18 protein-coding genes are annotated in these 22,287 nt (G+C 60.4%); 8 read left to right on the forward strand and 10 right to left on the reverse strand.

Annotated features, from left to right (window positions below):
• Window positions 1–196: 196 nt before the first annotated feature.
• Window positions 197–4,048 (forward strand): chromosome segregation protein SMC, encoded by a 3,852-nt coding sequence (gene smc / locus DHV10_RS06070; RefSeq protein ID WP_109485355.1) that lies wholly within the window; start codon window positions 197–199, stop codon window positions 4,046–4,048.
• Window positions 4,049–4,057: 9 nt separating this feature from the next.
• Here the strand turns inward: smc and DHV10_RS06075 are convergent, their stop codons facing one another.
• From DHV10_RS06075 to DHV10_RS06085, 3 genes are all read right to left on the reverse strand, one after another.
• On the reverse strand, window positions 4,058–4,243 hold the full coding sequence (locus tag DHV10_RS06075; RefSeq protein WP_109485356.1) for a hypothetical protein: 186 nt from the start codon (window positions 4,241–4,243) through the stop codon (window positions 4,058–4,060).
• 19 nt (window positions 4,244–4,262) lie between these two features.
• Window positions 4,263–4,745: an aminoacyl-tRNA deacylase gene (locus DHV10_RS06080; protein ID WP_109485357.1), complete on the reverse strand. Its 483-nt coding sequence runs from the start codon at window positions 4,743–4,745 to the stop codon at window positions 4,263–4,265.
• 63 nt (window positions 4,746–4,808) lie between these two features.
• Window positions 4,809–5,291 (reverse strand): adenosine-specific kinase, encoded by a 483-nt coding sequence (locus tag DHV10_RS06085; protein WP_204101337.1) that lies wholly within the window; start codon window positions 5,289–5,291, stop codon window positions 4,809–4,811.
• Window positions 5,292–5,946: 655 nt separating this feature from the next.
• Here DHV10_RS06085 and DHV10_RS06090 point away from each other — a divergent pair.
• The 5 genes from DHV10_RS06090 (at window position 5,947) to DHV10_RS06110 (ending at window position 10,583) form a co-directional block, all read left to right on the forward strand.
• Complete coding sequence (locus tag DHV10_RS06090; RefSeq protein ID WP_109485358.1) at window positions 5,947–6,846, forward strand: phosphoribosylaminoimidazolesuccinocarboxamide synthase; 900 nt, start codon at window positions 5,947–5,949, stop codon at window positions 6,844–6,846.
• 44 nt (window positions 6,847–6,890) lie between these two features.
• Window positions 6,891–7,448 (forward strand): CvpA family protein, encoded by a 558-nt coding sequence (locus DHV10_RS06095; RefSeq protein WP_109485359.1) that lies wholly within the window; start codon window positions 6,891–6,893, stop codon window positions 7,446–7,448.
• A 55-nt stretch (window positions 7,449–7,503) separates the two neighbouring features.
• Entirely contained in the window at window positions 7,504–7,791 is a 288-nt protein-coding gene (locus DHV10_RS06100; RefSeq protein WP_109485360.1) for a helix-turn-helix domain-containing protein, read from the forward strand.
• Window positions 7,792–7,887: 96 nt separating this feature from the next.
• Complete coding sequence (locus DHV10_RS06105) at window positions 7,888–8,643, forward strand: HAD family hydrolase (RefSeq protein WP_239461306.1); 756 nt, start codon at window positions 7,888–7,890, stop codon at window positions 8,641–8,643.
• Window positions 8,640–10,583: a hypothetical protein gene (locus tag DHV10_RS06110; protein ID WP_109485361.1), complete on the forward strand. Its 1,944-nt coding sequence runs from the start codon at window positions 8,640–8,642 to the stop codon at window positions 10,581–10,583. The genes DHV10_RS06105 and DHV10_RS06110 overlap by 4 nt, the downstream gene beginning before the upstream one ends.
• Before the next feature lie 68 nt (window positions 10,584–10,651).
• Here the strand turns inward: DHV10_RS06110 and DHV10_RS06115 are convergent, their stop codons facing one another.
• The 7 genes from DHV10_RS06115 to DHV10_RS06145 all read right to left on the reverse strand — a co-directional run bounded on the left by DHV10_RS06115 (window position 10,652) and on the right by DHV10_RS06145 (window position 18,818).
• Window positions 10,652–11,641 (reverse strand): DsbA family protein, encoded by a 990-nt coding sequence (locus tag DHV10_RS06115; RefSeq protein WP_162601239.1) that lies wholly within the window; start codon window positions 11,639–11,641, stop codon window positions 10,652–10,654.
• Between the two features lie 41 nt (window positions 11,642–11,682).
• Window positions 11,683–13,326 carry an NAD+ synthase gene (locus DHV10_RS06120; protein ID WP_109485363.1) on the reverse strand — a complete coding sequence of 548 codons (1,644 nt, stop codon included), beginning with the start codon at window positions 13,324–13,326 and terminating at the stop codon, window positions 11,683–11,685.
• A gap of 89 nt (window positions 13,327–13,415) precedes the next feature.
• The gene (locus DHV10_RS06125; RefSeq protein ID WP_239461307.1) at window positions 13,416–14,855 is read right to left on the reverse strand and encodes a sugar transferase; all 1,440 of its coding nucleotides are present in this window, start codon (window positions 14,853–14,855) and stop codon (window positions 13,416–13,418) included.
• 596 nt (window positions 14,856–15,451) lie between these two features.
• Entirely contained in the window at window positions 15,452–16,336 is an 885-nt protein-coding gene (locus DHV10_RS06130) for an ABC transporter ATP-binding protein (RefSeq protein WP_109485365.1), read from the reverse strand.
• A 66-nt stretch (window positions 16,337–16,402) separates the two neighbouring features.
• The gene (mobA, locus tag DHV10_RS06135; RefSeq protein WP_109485366.1) at window positions 16,403–17,053 is read right to left on the reverse strand and encodes a molybdenum cofactor guanylyltransferase; all 651 of its coding nucleotides are present in this window, start codon (window positions 17,051–17,053) and stop codon (window positions 16,403–16,405) included.
• Window positions 17,050–18,420, reverse strand: coding sequence for a dipeptidase (locus DHV10_RS06140; RefSeq protein WP_109485367.1), 1,371 nt, complete (start codon window positions 18,418–18,420; stop codon window positions 17,050–17,052). The genes mobA and DHV10_RS06140 overlap by 4 nt, the downstream gene beginning before the upstream one ends.
• 74 nt (window positions 18,421–18,494) lie before the next feature.
• Window positions 18,495–18,818 (reverse strand): rhodanese-like domain-containing protein, encoded by a 324-nt coding sequence (locus DHV10_RS06145; protein ID WP_109485368.1) that lies wholly within the window; start codon window positions 18,816–18,818, stop codon window positions 18,495–18,497.
• Window positions 18,819–18,892: 74 nt separating this feature from the next.
• Here DHV10_RS06145 and DHV10_RS06150 point away from each other — a divergent pair, with 74 nt between their 5' ends.
• The gene (locus tag DHV10_RS06150; RefSeq protein WP_109485369.1) at window positions 18,893–20,734 is read left to right on the forward strand and encodes an ABC-F family ATP-binding cassette domain-containing protein; all 1,842 of its coding nucleotides are present in this window, start codon (window positions 18,893–18,895) and stop codon (window positions 20,732–20,734) included.
• Window positions 20,735–20,828: 94 nt separating this feature from the next.
• A complete protein-coding gene (locus DHV10_RS06155) occupies window positions 20,829–22,220 on the forward strand; it encodes a sigma-54-dependent transcriptional regulator (RefSeq protein ID WP_338042573.1) in 1,392 nt (463 codons plus the stop codon).
• Window positions 22,221–22,287 lie beyond the last annotated feature (67 nt).

The raw sequence follows: 22,287 nt of genomic DNA on the forward strand, positions 1-22,287 counted from the left end.
GTCCATAGAGTCTGTAATCGAAGAGGGTCCAGGGCACCCGGCGGCTGGAAGCGATCGCCGGAGACCCCAAATTCCCCTTCAAGGCGCGAAGTCGGCGCCGGCCCATCCGTCCAGCAGGGATCGACAGCCTGCCGGAACCAAGGTGCTCCAGCCGACTTCGGTGATCCCGTTCGTATTCTGCTGACCCGGAGAGAGCATGCTGAAACTGAAAAAGATCCACATCCTCGGCTTTAAGAGCTTCTGTGACCGCACGGAACTGACCGTGCCGGGGACAGGCATCGCCGTTGTCGTGGGACCGAACGGGTGCGGAAAGTCCAACATCCTGGACGGGGTCAGCTGGGTGCTGGGCGAGCAGAGCGCCAAGAGCCTTCGCGGCGGCAGCATGCAGGACGTGATCTTCGCCGGAACGCGGGAGCGCAAGCCGCTGGGCATGGCGGAAGTCACCATCACGATGGTGGACCCGGAGGCGTATGACGGGCCGATCCCGGTGGAGCCTGAGGTCACGGTCGACCACGATGGCCCGCTCGACTGGGACGAGGAAGAGTTGCGGCGGCAGAAAGCGGCGGAGGCTGAAGAGATCATTGCCTCTGAGCAGCCGGGCGTGGTCACGGACGAGGAAACCGGCGCTGAGGGCAGTGCTCCAGCCGAGGCGAAGGCAGAGGCGAACGCTGAAGCCGCCGCGCACGGTCCGCAGCCGGTTGTCCTGAAGATCCGCCGTCGCAAGTTCAATCGGACTCCGCAGAAGGGCGAGGTTGTCATCACAAGGCGCCTCTTCCGGACGGGTGAAAGCGAGTACCTGCTCAATGGAAAGCTGTGCCGGCTTCGCGACATTCAGGACATCTTTATGGGCACCGGCCTTGGGCCGGAGAGCTACGCGATCATCGGGCAGGAGCGCATCGGACAGCTGCTGAGTTCGAAGCCGCACGATCGCCGGTCGATCGTAGAAGAGGCGGCTGGAATTACGCGTTTCAAGACCAAGAAGCGTCTGGCCGAGCTGCGGCTTGAAAGCTCGAAGCAGAATCTTGCGCGTGTCGACGACATCTTCGAAGAAGTGACGCGCCAGATGAACAGCCTGAAGCGGCAGGCGGCGAAGGCGGAGCGGTTCGCACAGGTCCGGGACGAGCTGCGCGGACGGCTGCGCGTTGTGCTCGCGAGCCGGATGGCGCTGATGGATGCCGAGCAGGCGCGGCTGGAGCACGAGATCACAGAATTCGCCGAGAAGATCACGGCAGGGGCTCTGGAGATTGAGACGGCCGAGGTCCAGCAGCACAGTTTGACCGAGCGGGGATACGAACTGGACCGCGAGGGTCAGGATGCGCAGAACCGCGCGAACTCTTCCGCTGTGGAGCTGGAGCGCGCGGCGGCTCGCCAGCGCAGCAACTCCGAGCGCGTAAGTGAACTCGAAGCGCGAATCGCAGCGGCGGCCGGTGAACTCGAAACGACGAAGAGCCAGCTCGGCAGCATCGCGGAAGAGCGTGAACAGCAGAAGGCGTTTCTTGAAACTGCTGCGGGAGAGGCGCATGCCTTCCACGAGAAGGTGCAGGCCCGGCAGCACGAAGCGCGGACTGCAGCGGAAGAGGTTTTCAATGCTGAGCGGCAGTTGGAGAGTCATCGCAGGCACGCGATGCACCTGCTCACGCTGGCTGGAAACGCGCGCAACAGCACGGCCCAGGCCGAAGAGAGTCTTGCAGCGCTGGAGCGGGAAGCGGAGCGGCTGAATGCGGAGATGAACCAGGCGCGCAACGAGCAGGAGAGCCTGGGTGTGCAGAGCGGCCAGGCTCGGCTGAAGTTCGACTCAGCAGCCGAAGCGCTGAAGAGTCTTGAAAGCGAGATCGCCGAGCTGCGCGAGACCTTGCAGGCGCGGCGGTCTGAAGAGGCTTCAGTCCGCGCGCAGGCGAACAAACTTCGCAGCGATCTGGCCGGAGTGGGGGGGCGCCGAGATTCGCTGCAGTCGCTGATCAGGGATCACAGCTACTCGACGGAAACTGTCCGCAAGCTGCTGAGGCCCGGTGCGCTGCAGAACGGTTCGACGCCTGTCGGAACATTGGCCGACTTCATCGAAGTGGCCGGCGAGCACGAAGGAGTGGTCGACGAGTTCCTGCGCGACGAGCTCAACTATGTCGTCGTGAAGAGCTGGCACGCGGCTGAAGAAGGCGTCCGAGTGTTGAAGACCGGCGTGGACGGGCGCGCTACCTTCCTTGTTCACCCGGAGAGCGGACACGGTCACGGCGGCAACGGCTACGTCGAGAAGATCAATGGTCCCGGCGTGACGCCGCTCCGCGAACAGGTTCGGCTGCTGAACGGCTTTGGGCACACGCTCGAGACTATACTTCCGAAACTGCGCGATGGCTACCTTGTCGAGACTGCGGAACTGGCGCAGACGATGGCGAATGATTATGCGCACGCCTACTTCCTGACGCCGGAGGGCGAGTGCTTCCACAACGCGACCGTGACCGGCGGCAAGCCTGCGAGCCAGGGACCGCTGGTGCTGAAGCGCGAGCTACGCGAGACGGAGATGCGCTTTGCCGCGATCGAGCGCGAACTTGGCCAGGCCGAGTTTCAGGCTGCGGCACTCGCAAAGCAGATTGAGGAATTGAGCGCACGGCTTGAAGCGCGGAGCGAAGAGCGCCGGCAGGCGGAGCGCGAAGCCGCCGATCAAGGTGCAGCTCTCAAACAAATGGAAAGCGAAGCACAGCGCATCGAGCGGCGTCTGCAGGAGTGGATGACGCAGGCGCAGCGTAACAAGGAAGCGCGCGAGGCCAAGCACTCCATCATCGAACAGAAGCGGGAAGAGGCGATTCGCCTCGAGCAGGAGCATGCCACTGCTGAGGTTGGGTTGGAAGAGCAGCAGAACCAGCTCTCCACGATGCGCCAGAACCGCGAAACACTGCAGCAGGAGGCAGCGCGGCTCACGGCCGAGCTCGCCGGACTCGAAGAGCGCCGCCGCGGAGCAGAAGCAGCGTTCCAGCGCATCGACCGGCTGCACGCCGATCTCGAACGCCGCGTGATGGCGATCGAGCAGCAGCGGGCGTCGGCCGAGTCAGAGCGCGAGCAGCGCATTAACGAGACAGCCGCGCTTGCGCAACGCGAACAGGAACTCGCTGCGCTGAAGGCTGAGGCGCTGGCCCAGGCCGAGTCGATTGCTGCGCAGGCAGCAGAGGTTCGCCACCAACTGGCGGAGATGGAGACAAGGCTTAAAGCGGCTCGTTTGGCAGTAGATCAGCTGCGCGAGGATCGCGGTGCGCGCGCCAGCCAGGCTGCGAAGCTCAAGTCAGACCTGGAGCACCTGGAAGCAAGCTGCCTTGCCGAAGTCAACGTTGAGGCCGCCGAACTCCGCGCCGATCAGGAGATTGTCCGCATCGCCGACGAGCCGCTGGCGATCGAAGAAGACACCTGCCGCACGCTGAAGCAGAAGCTCGAGCAGATGGGCCCCGTAAACATGATGGCGCTGGACGAGTACAAGGAAACGGCGGAGCGGCACTCCTTCCTCGAGACGCAGCGCAAAGATCTGATGGAATCGATCGAGAACACGCAGCAGACTATCAAGGAAATCGATCAGATCTCAAAGGAAAAGTTCGACGAGGCATTCGCGCGCATTAACGAGAACTTCGGGCATGTATTTACGAAGTTGTTCCACGGCGGGCAGGCATTCCTGCGGCTCACCGACGCGGAGAATCAGGCGGAGAGCGGGCTGGAAATCGTTGCATCGCCTCCGGGCAAGAAGCTCCAGAACGTGCTGCTGCTTTCGGGCGGCGAGAAGGCGCTCACAGCGATCTCCCTGCTTGTCGGCATCTTTCAGTTCCAGCCGAGCCCGTTCTGCGTGCTCGACGAAGTTGACGCCGCACTCGACGAAACAAACGTGGGCCGTCTCGCCGACCTGCTGCGCAGCCTGAGCCGGGAGACGCAGTTCCTGATCGTCACGCACTCCAAGCGGATGATGCACGCCGCCGACATGATCTACGGCGTGACAATGCAGGAACCCGGTGTCTCCAAGGTTGTGAGCGTCAAGCTTGCTCACGAGCAGCAACCGCAGAGGGCGACAGCCTAGGCGTGGTTTCTACTTCGGCGCGCAGTAGACGCCGAGGTAGTACGGCCAGATGACGACTGCCCAGACGCCCTGCCAGAACGTAAGTTTGAGAAAACCGATCGTAAACAACCAGGCGGCAAGCCAAAGGCCGCCTGTGGCTGTGTGCTGAACGATTCTGACTTTCGGCGCCTTTCGGCATTCGACTTCTGCGTCCACAATTCCTCCCGAGTTTCGATCAGGCTGCTTCGGCGTTGTGCCCAGCTGCGAAATTGAAGATGGTGGGCTGGGCGAGCTTTTTGTAATCTCTCCAAGTCATGCGGATCAGTTCGCGGTGCGTCCCTGCATTGAACGCGATTTCGTGGTCCTGCTCGAGCGACTGATCGGCGTAGACCGGAAGCCCAAACAAACCGCCGAACGGAGGCATGGCGCCGGTTTCGCATCCGGCGAACCGGGTCTGGAAATCCTCTTCCGATGCCAGTTCCACGGTCTTTGCCTTGGCACGTTTCTTCAACAGCATCAGGTCGACGTGGTACTTGGCCGGCAACACCGCCATCACCAGCTTGCCGTCGAGCAAGACGATCACGGTTTTTGCGAGTTCCTGTCCGGGTATGTGAGTGAGTCCTGCGATTCCCTGCGCTGTGTATGCCGGAGAGTGGTAGAGGATCACGTACGGAACTTCGTTCTCATCGAGGTAATTCAGCAAACTTGCGAGTGCCATTTCACACCTCCTTTGCCGGGCCGTTTCGGTCTTGCCTTGCTATCGCGAGACTCCATCCACGGCCTAGCGCTTGAAACCGAATTTGCCCATAAGCTCATAACGCGACGGGACGGATGCATCATCTTCCACGCCCCTTGCGGGATCGCCGTCAATGACACCCAACACTCCCCTGCCCTGCTCACTTTGCGCGAGGATGACTTCGACGGGATTCGCCGTCGCGCAAAAGACTCTACACACCTCCGGTACGCTGCGGATCGCATGCAGCACATTGATCGGATAGGCATTCTGGATCAGCAGAACGAAGATATGGCGCGCGCCAAGCAATTCTGCGTTGTGAATTGCAGCGTGACGAAGGTCCTCATCGTTGCCCTCGCTGCGCACGAGGCACTCGCCTGAACTCTCGTTGAAGGCGAGGCCGAAACGAGCCTGCGGCGTGTGAACCATCGCGTCACTGAGATCCTCGACTGTCTTCATGAAATGCGACTGGCCGATGACGATGTTTGTGTCATGGGGAACTTGCATCTGCACTTCGAGCAGTTCAATCATCACGCCCCCTCCATTGCCGCGCACCCAGCTCGTCGAGACAGCGCAAGCCGGCGGCACACACAGTTTGGGCCGATGGGATCAGGCCTCAGTGATTCCGATCACTTGCTAGTGTGTTGAAGGAGCGGGTGACCGCATGGAAGAGCTCTATGAGACGTTCACATCGGTTTGGGTGATGAGGGACGGAAGCGGACAAAAATTCGCCCCCGAAGGAACTCTTCGCTTCGGAGGCGCTTGCACTTAGGATCACAAGATCAGTAACGGGGACCAGTAGCCGGCACTGGAGGTCGGTAGTACGCGGCTACTGGCGATCCCTATAGAACGAAGCGAGCCGCGGCTTCCCCTTTCCACTGCTGCCTCGTGCCACCCGGCTCAGAGGGAACCTTCTGACGGGCTCCCGAACCTTGATGACAACTGGAGTTTCGCCTAAACGGAAATCCTGCTCCGTGACGGTCGTCACAGGGCTTTGTGGGAAACTCGCGCGAAACACCATTGGGCCTTTCGCACCAGTCAATTTGTTGGATTCACTGCGTTTGACAAACCTTGCCGCTCCCTCGAAAATCGAAGGTTCACGGCGCGACGAGAGGTACGAATGCGGCACTGCCCGCGCCAACACCACTCCAACCCACCAACGCTCCAGCCGAGGTGAAGGCTCTCCATGACTACCCTCCTCAAAACAGACCTGGGCGACACGCCTCTGATCGGACGCGGCAAGGTTCGCGATCTCTATGCGGTCGACGACGCGCTGCTCATCGTCGCCACCGACCGGATTTCGGCTTTCGATCATGTGCTGGGCAGCGGCATTCCCGGCAAAGGCAAAATCCTCACCCAGATCTCGCTTTTCTGGTTCGATCTCGTTCGCGATATCGTTCCCAACCACCTGATCGCCACCGAGGTGAAGGACTTTCCCGAATCGCTGCACAAGTACGCCGACCAGCTGGAGGGACGATCCATGCTGGTGAAGCGCGCGCAGATGTTCCCAGTCGAGTGCGTCGCCCGCGGATACATTGCCGGCTCCGGCTGGAAGGAGTACAAGTCGAACGGGACTGTCTGCGGAATCGCCTTGCCGTCGGGTTTACAGGACGGATCGCGGCTGCCCGAGCCGCTCTTCACGCCGTCTACCAAAAGCCAGGATGGCACCCACGACGAGAACATCTCTTTCGCTGCGGTGGAGAAGACCGTCGGAGCCGAAACCGCGAAACAGCTTCGCGACTTGACGATGGCCATCTACAGCAAGGCAGGCAAACACGCGGAGTCGAAAGGGCTGATTCTCGCAGACACGAAATTTGAATTCGGCAAGGTAGGCGAGACGATCGTACTTGCGGATGAAGTGCTCACGCCTGATTCGTCACGCTTCTGGGAGGCATCGCAATGGAAGCCCGGCGGAGCGCAGCCAAGCTTTGACAAGCAGTTCGTGCGCGACTACCTCGAGAGCATCCACTGGAACAAGCAGGCGCCTGCCCCGGCACTGCCCGATGACGTGGTTCATCGTACACTCGAGAAATACCTCGAAGCATTCCGGCGATTGACGGGCCGCGATCTGGATGTGACCGCATGATCCAGGGCCAGGACTCCACTCAGCCGTAGCAAGGACACGGACGCATGAACGTTGGCGGGCTCACCCCGGTTGACTGGATCATTGTTGTAATTCTGGCGAGTTCCGTTCTCGTCGGGCTGGCGCGCGGATTCTTCCGGTCGGTGTTTTCTCTCGCGGGACTCATCATTGGTGTTGCGCTTGCATCGTGGAACTACTGGCGCATTGCCGCGTTTGTGAAGCGGTTCATTCACTCGGTCGAACTTGCCGATGCAATCGGGTTCATCACAATTGCGGCCGCGGTGTTGATCGTTGCGGCTATCCTGGGATCGCTGCTCGCGAAGTTCTTCCAGAAGGTTGGGCTTGGCTGTCTCGACCGACTCGCAGGCGCGCTGTTCGGTCTGGCACAGGGCCTGGTATTCGTGACGCTCTCGATTCTGGTTACGGTGGCGTTCTTTCCGCAAACGGCATGGTTGACGGAAGCGCGCCTGCCGCGATATTTCTTCGGTGCACTTCATGTGAGCATTCAAGTCACTCCGTCTCGATTGGGCCAACGCGTGCGCAAGGAATTGAACACGCTGGAGACGAAATCACAAGAGTGGATGAATGAGGAAAAGAACAAATAATTTTCGCGGGCCATGCCTGCGCTTTGTGGCAATCTAGTTAGAGCAAGAGGGCGACGTGAGACGAGACCTGGACAGCCTGGTTACACAGATGCATTCCACCGGCATCCGCTATGAGGACGCCGTACGAGAGTTCAAAAGACAGTATCTGCGCGAAGTGCTGACAGCGAACAAGGGGAACCAGTGCAAGGCTGCGGAGGAGCTTGGAGTCCACCGCAATACGCTCAGCCGCACGATGGCTGAACTGGGGATCAGCCTCGCGGAAATCCGCGCAGGCCTCAAGCGTCCGCCCCGCTCCGAACGTCCTGTCTTTGGAGTCATTCGCCAGGGCAGCCGCCAGGGTTAACGATTCGGGCAAGGACGCATCTTCCGATTACGTTTGGACAGGATCGTTCTGGCGCATGCCGACCGCCCCGGATTGCATTAATCTTGAGTGGTGGGCGTGACGCTCCGCGACCGAATGCAGACCATTCAACAGAACAACGAAGCACGCGTTGCAATCGAAGAGGGTTTTGCCTGGGACAATCAGGACGCATACCTCTTTGACATTGACGGCACTCTGCTGCGCAGCCGCGACCGTGTCCACGTCGACAGCTTCACGACGACTCTGCAGAAGCTGATGGGGCCCGAGGTGACGCTCGAGGGCGTCGCGCTGGCAGGGAATACGGATACTTCCATTCTTCGCGAAGCGTGCGCGCTGGCCGGCATCACGCCCGAGGTTCTAGAGCCGCAGCTTGCAGCCATCACAGAGGCCATCTGCCACAATGTTGCGGGACGCAAGCATGAGATGTACCCGCAGCTGATGCCGGGGGTGGAAGACACGCTGCAGCATCTGGCTGACCGGGGAGCCATTCTCGGGCTCGCTACCGGGAACCTGGAGATGATCGGCTGGATCAAGATGGAGCGAGCCGGTCTGCGCGAGTGGTTCCGGTTCGGCGGCTTCAGCGATCATTTTCCGCTACGTTCGGAGCTGGTCGGCGATGCGGCGAAGAAGGCACGGGAACTGGCGGGACCCAATGCTACGGTATGCGTGGTTGGCGATACGCCGCGGGACATCGAAGCTGCGCACGCGAACCACATTCCTGTGGTGGCGGTTGCCACGGGGCATTTCTCGTTCGACGAACTGATGCAGCACAAACCAGAGGTCTGTACAACATCGCTCGCATATTTATTGCAGGCGACACGGGATCAGTCGTGAATCATTCGCGCGCACAATTCGTTGCGGCAGTGGCTGCGCTGTTGCTCCAGCTTGGAGCGGCGGCTCAACAGCCCCTTCCGAGTGCGCCCGCGGCGAATCAGACCCCGGCTGCGGCAAGCGCTGAGGCGCAGTCTGAACAGAAGGCCCCGGCACCTGTTCACAAGATCACCGACCGAGAACGCCGGCAGGCGACCAAGCTCTACCTCGAAGCGACGAAGCTCTTTGCCAAGCAGCAGTACGAAGCTGCCATGAAGGACTATAACGAGGCTGCACGGCTTGATCCCGAGAATCCCAACTACGCCGCCGCGAATGAGGTCGTGCGCAGCCACGCAGTCACAGAACTGATTCAGGCCGCGACCAAGGCTCGTATCAAGGGCGATGCCCAGGGGGAGGGCGCTGCTTTGCAGCGTGCGGCGGAGCTCGACCCTCGCAATGTTCAGGTTGCGGAGCATCTGCGCGCAATGGCCGATGACGCGGCTGATTCGCAGACGAAGTCCCTGTATCAGAAGGACACTGAATCGCTGACGGCCGCTCCCGCGCTCGAGCCTCTCCCGGGCAAACGAAGCTTTCATTTGCGTACGGACCGACGACAAGCGATCGAGAACGTGTTTCACTCGTTCGGTATCGAGGCATCGATCGACAGCAGTGTGACGGGACCTCCCGTGCGCTTCGAGATGGACGATGCCACCTTCGCGCAGGCCACGCAGGCCATCAACATGGTCACCGACACATTCACAGTGCCGCTCGACGCCCATCGAGCCATCGTGGCCAAGGACACGCGCGAGAATCGCACTCAATACATGCGTCAGGAATTTGAGACCGTGTATCTCGGCGGCATGTCGCAGGCCGAGATGACCGATGTGGGGAACATGGCCAAGACGGTCTTCCAGGCGCAGCAGGTTGCCGTGCAGGCGAGCTCTGGTACGCTCACGATTCGGGCCACCACGGACAAGCTGAACGCGTTCAATGAAACGCTCAAACAGCTACTCGATGGCAAAAGCCAGGTGCTGCTCGACGTCAAGCTGCTCCAGGTCGTCCACAACAACCTGAGGAATACCGGAATCACTCCGCCCCAGCAGATCACGGCGTTCAACGTTTATACGGAAGAACAGGCTCTGCTCAGCCAAAATCAGCAGCTTGTGCAGGAGATCATCTCCTCGGGCCTGGCTGCGCCCGGCGATACGCTGACGATTCTCGGAATCCTGCTTGCCTCAGGACAGGTTTCCAGTCCTATCTTTCAGAATGGCGTAGCCCTGTTCGGTGGCGGACTCACCCTGACCGGAGTATCACCGGGGCCGGTGAAGGTCGCCCTTAACCTGAACTCATCCGAATCGCGCGAACTTGATCAGCTGCAGCTGCACCTGGGCGACGGAGAAGAGGGCACCATCAAGAGCGGTTCGCGCTATCCCATCGAAACGTCGCAGTACTCGGACCTCGGCACGTCGGGTATCAACATCCCGGGGCTGACTTCGGCGGGCGCTTCCGGAAGCCTCAGTTCCCTTCTGTCGCAGTTGAACTCCGGGGCGCAGACGATTCCGCAGATTGAATATCAGGATCTTGGGCTTACGTTCAAAGCCACTCCTCGCGTGATGCGCAGCGGCGAGGTTGCGTTGACGATGGACCTGAAGATCACTGCTCTTGGGGGTTCGTCGATCAATGGCGTGCCGATCCTGAATAACCGCAGCTACTCCGGCGTAGCAACGGTGAAGGACAATGCGGCGGTTGTACTGGTGAGCCAGGTGGACAAGGAAGAGAGCCGAGCTCTCAGCGGATTGCCGGGGCTGACGGAGATACCAGGGCTCAACAACGTCACCAACAAAGACATCACCAAGAACTATGCGAGCCTGCTGATTGTTGTCTCCCCGCATGTGGTGCGGTGGACGCAGCCCGCCGGACATACGCCTATCGTGCGCATTGAGCGCGGCCGAGCGGCAATGTAAGTTCGCTGAAAAAGGAAAGCCCGGAGAGCGTCTATCTCCGGGGCTTTCCGTTGTCTGCTCAGGCTGGACTACTTCGTTACGCCATCCTGCTTCGCCTGATACTCAATGATCTGCTTCAAGGTTTCGTAGGGCGCATTCGCCGGCACCTGGCGTCCGTTGATCGCCAGCGTCGGAACCGACGAGATGTCCAGGTCCTTCGCCAGCTGCGTCGAGGCTTCCACAGCCGACTTGATCTCCGGCGTATTCGCGCACGCCTGAACCTTTGCCGGCTCCAGTCCCGCCTTGGTGACGGAGCTGTTCAGCGTCAGCGTCGCGCCGTCGGCCGTCGCCAGACCTTCCTGTCCCTCAAACACAGCAGCAGCAAACGTGAAGAAGGCGCTGTTTCCGCCGAGTTTCGCAACGCACAGACCGTACTGAGCGGCTGTCACTGACTCGGGATGGATGCTGGGAATCGGATCGTTTTCAAAGACGATTCGCGCATTCGGGAAGTCCGTCACGAGCTTGTCCATGTTGGCCTGTGCAGCCTTGCAGTGGGGGCACTGGAAATCCGCGAATTCGACCAACTCGAGATCCTTTGAGGCCGAACCGCGATAGGGCCCGTTGGCCTTCTGCTGGAGAATCGCCCGATGCTCCTCAAAGGGGTGCTCGCCAAACGGGATTATGCGATCGCCGACCATGATGTGCTTCATGTCGGGCGCAGTAAGGAACGCGAACCGGTAGGGCTGCTGCTTGCCTGCCTTATCGCCCACAAATACGACCACCCGGTTGATGCTGGGCAGTTGCGTCTTCTGGATGGCCTGAACCTGCCACATGGCATTCGGGTCGAATCCCAGGTTCGCCTGCATGAACGAATTGACGGTCTCTTTGGAAGGTGTATCGGCCGTGAAGTCGGCGGGATCGGGCTTGGGGAAAGCGGGCGGAGCCGCCGGCGCCGAGGGGGCGGGAGGCGCGGCCGGGGGCGTCGTTGGAGTCTGATCCTGCGCGGTCGCCTTGTGCGCGACAGAAGACATGAGGGCCAGCACACAAAGGGCGGCCAAACGAGCGGAATTACGAATCAAGCGTTTCTCCTTCAATTGCGGGATCGTTCCCAAAGATTAGCTTATACCTGTACTTTGACGGCGATGGGGAAGCGGCGGCCCATCCCAAACGACTTCGAGGTCACTTTCAGAACGGGTGCTGCCTGCTGGCGCTTGTACTCTGAGCGCTCGACAAGCCGGACCACCTGCTGGACTAGTTCGAGTGGGAAGCCGTTTTTCTCGGCGATGCTTTCCGGTGTCTCATATCGCTCGACATAGGCCTCGACGATCGGGTCGAGGGTCTCGTAGGGAGGGAGCGAATCCGTGTCTTTCTGGCCGGGCCTCAGTTCAGCGGAAGGCGGCTTATCGATAATGGCATGCGGAATGACCTCGCGGTCGCGATTGAGCCAGCGGCAGATCGCGTACACGCGCGTCTTCACCAGGTCGCCGATGACTGCCAGCGCGCCCACCATGTCGCCATAGAGCGTGCAATAGCCAACCGCCATCTCCGACTTATTGCCGGTTGTCAGCACCAGCGAGCCGAACTTGTTCGAAACCGCCATCAGCAGGTTGCCGCGGATGCGAGCCTGAAGGTTCTCTTCAGCCAGTCCCGGCTCGGTGCCTTTGAATAGAGGTTCGAGAGCCCTTGTATAGTCCCCGAACAGATCGCTGATCGCGATCTGCTCGAAGCGGATGCCGAGGTTGGCAGCCAGCGCGCGGCTGTCATCGATCGAACCCTGAGAGGAATAGGGACTCGGCATGCCGATGGTCAAGACATTCTCTTTGCCGAGAGCGTCGGCTGCGATTGCGGCCACGAGCGCAGAATCGATACCGCCGCTCAGTCCCAGGGCTACCTTGCTGAATCCGCACTTGCGCACATAGTCGCGCATACCAAGCACGAGAGCACGATAGGCAGCTTCTGTGTCGTCATCGACTGGCTGCGGAACTGCAGGCGAACAGAATGGGTCGAAGACAACGAGGTCTTCCTCGAATGATTTTGCCTGTGCGACGAGATCGCCATGGGCGTTGATGCAGAGCGAAGAGCCATCGAAGATCAGGCTGTCGTTGCCGCCCACCTGATTGCACATGACAACGGGGACGCCGTCCCGGTTGGAGATGGAGGCGAGCATCTGACGCCGCAGCGTCCGCTTCGAGTGCCAGAAGGGCGAGGCAGAAAGATTCAGGTGGATCGCCGGGTTCTGCTTCATCAGCTCTTCCAGCGGATCGAGGGCATAGAGGCGGCGCGGCCAGAAGTTCTTGTCATTCCACGCATCTTCGCAAATAGAAACTGCGATGCGCAGATTGTCGAGTTCCACCACTTTCTGGGCCGTAGACGGCAGGAAGTATCGCTGCTCGTCAAAGACGTCGTAGAAGGGCAACAGACGCTTGTGCTGCTCCAGAACGATGTGTCCGGCATCAAGAAGGACGGCCGCATTCACCGCGGGTTTGCCGGCATCGGGCGGCGCCGGAAGAGCGACGCCCACCAGAACAGCGGTGGGGAGACCGCGTGTGGCGTCCGCCAGTTCCGCGACGGCCTGCTTGCTGCGGGCGAGGAAGCTTGGCTTCTCCAGGAAGTCGGCAGGCGGATAGCCGCATATGGCAAGCTCGGGGAATACTGCAAGCCGGGCGCCCTGCTCTGAGGCACGCCGTGCCATGGAAACGATCTTGTCGAGATTGCCGGTGAAATCCCCCACCGTGGGGTTGATCTGCGCCAGTGCGATCTTCACTCCTCCAGTTTAAAGGAGGAAGAAAGAATCCAGAGTTCCACGCCAAAGATCGATGGGGAGAACGTGGCGACACTAGCCCTCACGACAGCTTAGGTGCCGGTACCCGAAAAGACCACGCCGATGGTTCGCAGGATGATCTTTACATCGAGCCAAACGCTCCAATTCTCGATGTAGGCAACGTCGAGGGAGACGTAGCTGTCAAAGGACGGATCCTGCCGGGCCTGAACCTGCCAGAGACCAGTGATGCCGGGGGTGACGTCGAGCCGGCGCAGGTGGTTGAGCTTGTACTCCATGACCTCGCTCGCGATGGGCGGACGCGGGCCGACGATGCTCATGTCGCCCTTCAGCACGTTGATGAACTGAGGGAGTTCATCGAGAGAGTATTTGCGAAGGAAGCGACCGAGCCGGGTGATGCGAGGATCGTTGGTGACTTTGAAGAGCACGCCGTCGCGCTCGTTCATGTGCATCACTTCAGAGCGCCGCTTCTCGGCGTCGCGCACCATGGTCCGGAACTTGTAGCAGCGGAAGACGCGACCCTTCTTGCCGATCCGCTGAGATCGGTAGAGCACGGGACCCGGTGACTCTAGCCTGATCGCGATTGCGATAACGACCAGGAACGGGGAAAGAACCAAGAGGATCAGGCTGCCAAACAGAACGTCCAGCACGCGCTTGAGGACGAATCCGACCTCGGGAACATGCCCACGATGCAGCGGGATCGTCGGAAATTGGCCGATGAATTCGATCGGATTATCCCATGCGAGTCCTTCGTAGAGATCCGGAACGACTCGCATGTCTACACCGTGCAGCCGGGCCTTCTCGAGAGCTTCCAGCACGACGCGCCGCTCGCAAGGCATGGTGAAGAGAATCTCATCGACAAATTGCTGGCGGGCATGCTGGAAGAGCGTATCAAGATTTCCGACCACATCGCCGCTGGACGAGATCATGCGCGAGGAGGTGCCGGGCGACTCGATGAATCCCTTAAAGGTGTAGCCGAGATTGCGAATGCTCTCGAGGTGATGACGGAGAGCGTGCGCCTCAGGTCCGGTGCCAACGATCAGTACGTTGCGCGTTTCCTGCCCGCTCTCAAACCTGCGGTACATGAGCGACCGGTAAAGAAAACGACGTGTGCACAGCGAGGCGGTGACGAGGAGGAGTGTCAGCAGGACGATGCGGCGCGAGATGTCCTCGGCCCTGAGAAGATAGAGCGTTCCTGTCAAAAGCAGGCCGGAGGTAAAGCAGACTTCGATGGTGAGCCGCTGCTCGTGAAGGAAAGATCCGATGCGTTTCGGATTGTAGAGATTGAGGCGCTTGCTGCTGACAATCAGTGCCAGAGCGAATCCGCAGAGCAAGGCAAGCGTGTTTCCCATGGAGCGGCCGTAGAACAGTGTGCCATGGTAGAGATTGCGCGCTCCCGCAACCGGGGTGATGTGGCGGCCGATGACTGTGGCGATCGTCGCCGAGACGAAGACGGTGACAAAATCCAGGAACATCCAGAACCTGGCTTTGCCCTCGGACTGTCGACGCGGCAATGAGACCGCTTCTTTTACCCAGTCAGGTCGAACGTTTGCGGAGGCAGACGCTCTTTGCCAAATGTCAGATGTTGCCATACGTGTACTGCAAGCCTCAGAAGTAGGTACTGCTGCTGAAGTGGGAATGCTTCCTGGGTCAAGCTTGCAAGGAGCAGACGTTTGGGCGGTGAAAAGAGCTGTCGCTGGTCTCTTTGAAGCAGTCAGTCTCGAGTAGGTTGCCTGTAGAGCAGCACTTTCTCGACGACTGCTTTTCTTAGTTGCGTGTAGTGCCCGTCAAACGTTTGCCTTGTTCTCATCGTAGGTAGCGATCATTTCAGCACCATGAACCGCGAACACTGTTCTCAAACTTTGGTGTGCCGAGCGCAATCTACTTCAGTTCACTGCTCTGCTGTTCTGGAGCACAGACGAGCGCACGGCCGAAGCCGTTCACCGGAACCCAAGGCAAAGTGGTGTAGAAAACGTGCAATCCAGAAGTGACCTAAGAAGAGATCCGAGCAAGGCCTCAAGCTGGGGAGTTCGGATATTTTGAGCTGTCCGATCAGGATGAGCTTTGGATAAGGATATCCGAGATTTTCCGATTGGGAACAGGGAAAAGTTTATGCCGAAGGTAACACGTAAGCGTCGAGTGTAAGAAATTGCTGAATATGGGGATCCGGGGAGGCGAGGAAGTCTTTCAAAGGCCCGAAAAAGGCTGCTCGTCCCTCATGGAGAAATAGCACCGTATCGGCCAGCCGCTCGGCAAAACGCATGTCGTGAGTGACGACAATGGCGGAGAACCCAAGCTGCTGTTTGAGCCGCTGGATCAGCCCACCCAGGCGGCGCGCGATCAGCGGGTCGACCATGGTCGTCGGCTCGTCGTAGAGAACGACCTCGGGCTGAGACGCCAGAGCGCGTGCGATGGCGACGGCTCGCTTGCGGCCGGTGGACAGGCTGGCGGGCAGGGCGTCAGCGGCATCCTCGGCGCCGACCAGGGCCAGAAGCCGATCGACAACCTGCAGGATCTGGTCCTCTTCCTGCCCTCCGCGCTCGCGGAGCGGGAAGGCAACGTTCTCTCGAACCGTCATGGAGTCGAAGAGGGCGCCGTTTTGAAAGACCATGGTGATCCGCTTGCGCAGGACGTTCATCTCCTCTTCGGTGTATTGATTGATCTCCTGCCCGTCGACGCGAATCGACCCGACCTGAGGCTTGAGAAATCCCATCAGGATGCGCAGGGACACCGACTTGCCCACGCCGCTGCGGCCGAGGATGCACAGGGTTTCGCCGCGATTCACGTGGAAGCTGACGTTATCGAGCACCTTGCGTTCGCCGAACCACAGGGAGACGTGGCTAAAGGAGATCAGGGGCCAGGATGTGGGTTCCTCTTCCGCGGGGATAGGTTTATCCCCGACGATATCCGCCAGGACCTCGTCCGCAATCTCTGGAACATCCGGTTCAACCGACGTGTTGGGAACGGGCTCAGGTTTGGGATCGGACTCGGCCACAGGATCAGATTACTGCACGGCCTCGCCCGAGGCTGACGAGGTGTGTCCAGTCGCTGGAGTCTGCTCTTACCGAAACGGAGGATGCTGAGCCGTCGTGGCATTCAACCGCTGGACGTCCTCGGGTGTATTCAGGTTCAGGAACCACTGGCTCGGGTAGAGAGCTCGCGGATGTTTCACCTGCCCCGCCTGTACGAGCAGTTCGAGTGGCAGCACGCTGAGCCCTCCCGGAACAGCCCGGAATGCCTTGAGGCAGTTGCGATCGCCGGAGTGCAGGCTTGTGCGCAGGGAGGCGAGTGCCGCGCGGCTCGCCACCGCCGGGAATGTCTGAACGAACCCTGCAACCGACACGACCGTCACTGTCGAGTTGGTCACGGTGGCGTGATGCACGAGGTATTGGATCAGGCTGGGTGGAATGAGCGGCAGATCAACGGGCAGGAACACCGCGAGGCTGGTGCACGCTTCAAGGGCAGCACAGATGCCTGCGAGCGGGCCAAGGCCCGATTCATCCGGCAGATCAGGAACAAGCGGGGCGAACGTCGACAGATCGCTTGTGGCGCCCGCGATCCTGGACTCCAGGCCCGCTCCGCGCAGAATTTGGATCGCGTGCTCAACGAGAGGCTTGCTCGCTACCTCGATCAGGGCTTTGTCTCGACCCATACGGCTGGACCTGCCGCCTGCGAGCACAAAGCCCTCGGCCTCGGGATGCGGCAGGCTCAATGGCCCGCCTCCTCCATGAACCGGATAAGGGAACGGATGCCCAGCTCGAAGTTCTGGAGTTTGAACTTCTCGTTTGGGGCATGGATGTTGTCGTCCGGAAGACCGAATCCCATCATGACGCTGGGCAAGCCGAGGTGTCTGTCGAAGTCGCCCACGATTGGAATTGAGCCGCCCGAGCGAATGAAGACAGTGTCTTTGCCCCACACGTCGTGCAGCGCGCGGGTTGCCGCCTGAACGTAGGGGTTGTTCACCGGGATCAGGCAGGCATCGCCGGAGTGGATGAGCCGGACGTCGACTTCGACGCCCGCAGGCGCGATCTTCTCAACGTAGCTTTTGTATAGCGCGAAAGCCTTCGCCGGCGTCATGTTCGGGACGAGGCGCATCGAGATCTTCGCAGTTGCCCTGGCGGGGATTACGGTCTTTGCACCTGCACCCGTAAAGCCGCCAGGTATGCCGTGCACATCGAGAGTCGGACGCGCCCAGGTTCGCTCGAGAACGCTGAAGCCAGACTCGCCTACCAGCTTGCTCGATCCCACTTCCGTCTTGCGGTAGTGCTCTTCATCGAACGGCAGGCTCTTCCATGCGGCCAGTTCTTCGGGGCTGGGGGCAATCACATCATCGTAGAATCCAGGGATCTCGATACGGCCATTCTCATCTTTCAGCTTCGCGATGATCTGCGCGAGCGCGACGAAGGGATTCGGCGCTGCGCCGCCGTACATGCCGGAGTGAAGGTCGGTCTTGGCGCCGCGGACCTCGAGCTCCGTGTAGATCATGCCGCGCAGGCCCACGCATAAGGTGGGCAGGCCTTCGGCGAAGAGTTCCGTATCCGACACAAGCGCAAAGTCGGCTTTGAGATTGTCCGGCTTCGACGCAACATAGGCCGCGATTCCCTCTCCTCCGACCTCTTCTTCGCCCTCAAATAGAACACGCACGTTGATCGGGAGCCCTTTGTTCGCAGCGAGCAGCGATTCGAGCGCCTTGACCTGTGCCCACACCTGGCCCTTATCGTCGACTGCCCCGCGGGAATAGATGTTGCCGCTGCGCTCCGTGGGCTCGAATGGCGGCGAGATCCACTCGTCCAGCGGATCGGCCGGCTGCACGTCGTAGTGTCCGTAGACCAGCGCCGTCGGCTTTGCTGCCGCATGGAGCCAGTCGCCATAAACGAGCGGATGCCCTGACGTGTCGATCAGCCGGACATTCTCCATTCCAATGCGCTTCAGTTCAGCAGCAAGAAACTCGGCTGCGCGCCGGCAATCGCCTTTGTGTTCGGGCAGCGTTGAGATCGAAGGAATGCGCAGAAGGTCCTTCAGTTCGCCGACAAAACGCGCATGATTCTGTGTTGCGAATGCGACCGCAGGTGACGACATAGGTCAGCTCCATTTCGAGATTGCCAACGGGAAGTATATGCTCCAGTGCTCGCGCCGTGCCGTGAGTCAGGCGGTCAGTAGCGCGGGACTTTCGGATCGATCTCGGCCGACCACGCATCAATCCCGCCGCGCATCGACTGCACATTTTCGAATCCCTGATTGCGCAGCCACGCCGTGACGTTCAACGACCGCGCCCCGTGATGGCATAGGACGGTCAGGTGTTCGTCGGGATCAAGCTCCTGATTCGCCCGCGCTGGAACATCGCCCATCGGCATCAGCGTGCTCGGCTCGATGTGAGCAGTGGAGTACTCCCAAGGCTCGCGCACATCAATCAGTTTCGTCTTGTTTTCTTTGAGCAGTTTGGACGCATCGGCCGCAGAAATCTCGTAATCCAGCATGGACCTAGTTTAACGACCCGACTTCGTCCTACTCACATCCGACCTCCCCGGGGTCGGAATTTAGTCTGGAAGAGATGCCGCCGATTCTCAACGCACAGTCCATCACCAAGCAGTTCGGCGCCACGCCGCTCTTCAAAGACATTTCGTTCACCGTGGACGATGGCGCGCGGATCGGCCTCATCGGCCCGAACGGCGCGGGGAAGTCTACCCTGCTCGCCATCCTGGCCGGAGCCACCGAGCCCGACACGGGGGAGCTCGCCATTCGCAAGCGAGCCCGTGCCGCCTATGTTCCGCAGGATTCCCGATTCGCTGCCGGCCTGACAGTCAGGCAGGTACTGGAAGCCGCACTGACCGCGGCGCACGTTCCGGACGTCGAGCGCGAAGGCCGTCTGCGCGAACTTGCGGGAAAAGCCGGCTTCGAGGATCTGGCGGTGGAGGCCGCTTCCCTGTCGGGCGGGTGGCGAAAACGTCTCGCGATCATCGAAGCTCTCGTGAGCCACCCCGACGTTCTTCTGCTCGACGAGCCGACCAACCACCTCGACCTGGCCGGGATCGAGTGGCTCGAAGAGCTGCTCAGTGGCTCTTCCTTTGCAGTCGTGACGGTCAGCCACGACCGCTATTTCCTTGAAGCCACATCGAGCGACATCATCGAGCTCAACCGCATTTACGCAGAAGGTCTCCTGCGCGTCAGAGGCACTTTCAGCCGCTTCCTCGAGGAGCGGCAGGCGTATCTGGAATCGCAGACGAAGCAACAGGAGAGTCTTCGCAACCGTGTACGCACCGAAATCGAATGGCTCCGCCGCGGCCCCAAGGCCCGCACGACGAAATCGAAGGCACGCATCGATGCCGCCAACGAGATGATCAGCAATCTCGCCGCTATGGACTCCCGCGCCACGGTCAACACCGCCGGGATCGATTTCGCTGCGTCACAGCGCAAAACCAAACGCCTTGTCGAGTTCACTGACGTCGCCTGTGAATTGGGAGGGCGCCGCCTCTTCAGCGGTCTCAACTTCACCCTGACTGCCGGCATGAAGCTTGGCCTGGTTGGCCCCAATGGCAGCGGCAAGACTTCCCTGCTCCGCCTGATGCGCGGCGAGCTTGAGCCTGCCGAAGGCTCGATCCGCAGAGCCGAAGCATTGCGCATGGTCTACCTGAGCCAGATGCGCGACCTCGACGAAAACCTCACGCTCCGCAGAGCACTGGCGCCTGAAGGCGACGGCTTGATCTACCAGGGTCGAACCATCCATGTGGCAAGCTGGGCGGCGCGCTTCCTCTTTACCGGGGAACAATTGAATCAGCCAGTCCGCAACCTCAGCGGCGGTGAGCGTGCCCGCGTTCTTATCGCCAGGCTGATGCTCCAGCCGGCCGATGTTCTCCTGCTCGACGAGCCCACCAACGATCTCGACATCCCGACGCTCGAGATCCTGGAAGAAAACCTCCTCGACTTTGAAGGAGCCCTCGTTCTGGTAACACACGACCGTTACCTCCTCAATCGAGTCGCCTCGACCGTGGTCGGCCTTGATGGAAACGGTCGTATCGCCCAGTTTGCTGACTTCGCACAGTGGGAACAGTGGCTCATTGAGGAATCAGAGAACAGAGATCACAGATCAGGAGAGGCGATAGCCGGATCCCGCACAGATGCAATGGCGGCCGGGGTCTCAGACGCTGCGCAACAAAATGCCTCGGCGAGGAAGAAGAAGCTGTCGTACCTTGAAGCCCGCGAGTTCGCGACTATCGAGCAGAAGGTCGAAGAATCGGACGCACGCCTCGCAGCCGCACGTGCGCGGTTGGAAGATCCGGGCATCGCATCCGATGCCGGAGCCCTCCAGGCGGCGCTTGCCGAACAGGCCGAAGCTGAAGCCGAAAACGAGAAACTGTATGCCCGATGGGCCGAATTGACCGATAAGGCGGTCTAAACTAGGCACAGGCCCCCGCGGGCAACAGCAATCTGAAGCTCACTCTACGACACGCGGCGAAATAGCTGCATCGAAAGATGATATGCAAAACCCGGTGAAAGTTTTGATCGTCGAGGACGAACCGCATGCCCTGATGGGACTCGCGGAACTGATCTCTGGCTGGGGTTACCAGACCGAGACAGCACGCGACGGTATCGAAGGCTGGGAAAAGGCCCTCGTCTGGGATCCCGCCATTGTGGTCACCGACCTCAAGATGCCGCGCATGGACGGCATCGGACTGCTGACGAAGTTAGCCGAGAGTGCAAGCTCCAACGTGGCGGTCGTGTTGTTGACCGCACAGGGCTCGATCCAGACCGCGGTCGACGCCATGAAGCTTGGCGCGTACGACTTCCTGCAGAAGCCCGTTGATGCCACGCGGCTCCGCAACATCCTCGCCAACGCTACACGCCAGCGCGCGACTGAGATCGAGCTTGAAGTCACGCGCCGTCAGTTGCGGAACACCGGCATCCTCGGCTCCATGGTTGGCAGTTCGAAGCCGATGCGTGAGACCTTCGCGCTGATCGAGCAGATTGCGCCATCGAACGTCTCCGTTTTGATCACGGGCGAGAGCGGCACAGGCAAGGAGCTTGTAGCGCGCACGCTGCACGATCTGAGCCCGCGAAAGAGCCGGCCGTTCCTCGCGGTGAATTGCGCAGCGATTCCGGAGACGCTGATTGAAAGCGAAATCTTCGGGCATGAAAAAGGTGCGTTCACCGGAGCCGTGGAACGCCGCGCCGGGTGCTTCGAACTTGCTTCGGGCGGAACGCTGCTGCTCGACGAGCTCGGCGAAATGCCGATCGGCACGCAGGCCAAGCTCCTTCGCGTTCTGGAAGAACGCAAGCTGCGCCGCCTTGGCGCGCGTACCGAGCAGGACGTCGATGTTCGCGTCCTCGCAGCCACGAATCGCGATCCTCAAGATGCTGTGGCACAGGGGCATCTGCGTGCGGATCTCTTCTACCGGCTCAATGTCTTCCACATCCATATGCCGCCGCTGCGCGAACATATGGAGGACCTGCAGGCGATGGCAGAAGCCATGGTGCGCGAGATGAACCAGAAGCATGGCCGCCACGTATCCGGCCTGTCCGATTCGATCCTCGACCGTATGCTCGCCTACAGTTGGCCCGGCAACGCGCGCGAACTGCGCAACACGATCGAACGGGCCGTGATTCTTTGCCCCGATGGAACACCGCTTGATGCCGGTCATCTTCCCCGCACGTTCGGCTCGACACAGGCTGCAGCACCGCCCCGTTTCAATGACGCAAGCATCGTGCCGATCCGCGTCGGAACAACGGTAGACGAGGCCGAGCGCATGCTCATTCTGCGAACGCTCGAATCGACTGGGCAGAACAAAACCCGTGCTGCCGAGATACTCGGCGTGAGCCTGAAGACGCTGCACAACAAGCTGAAGGAATACAACCAGCATTCGCGAGAAGATCCGGCAGCCTGAGCTGTTCCACGACAGTCTTCGTCTGTTTGCAGCAGGATCTCCGGCAGAGCTGAGCCTCACACCACAT

This window comes from Occallatibacter savannae (assembly GCF_003131205.1).
GTDB classification, from domain to species: domain Bacteria; phylum Acidobacteriota; class Terriglobia; order Terriglobales; family Acidobacteriaceae; genus Telmatobacter; species Telmatobacter savannae.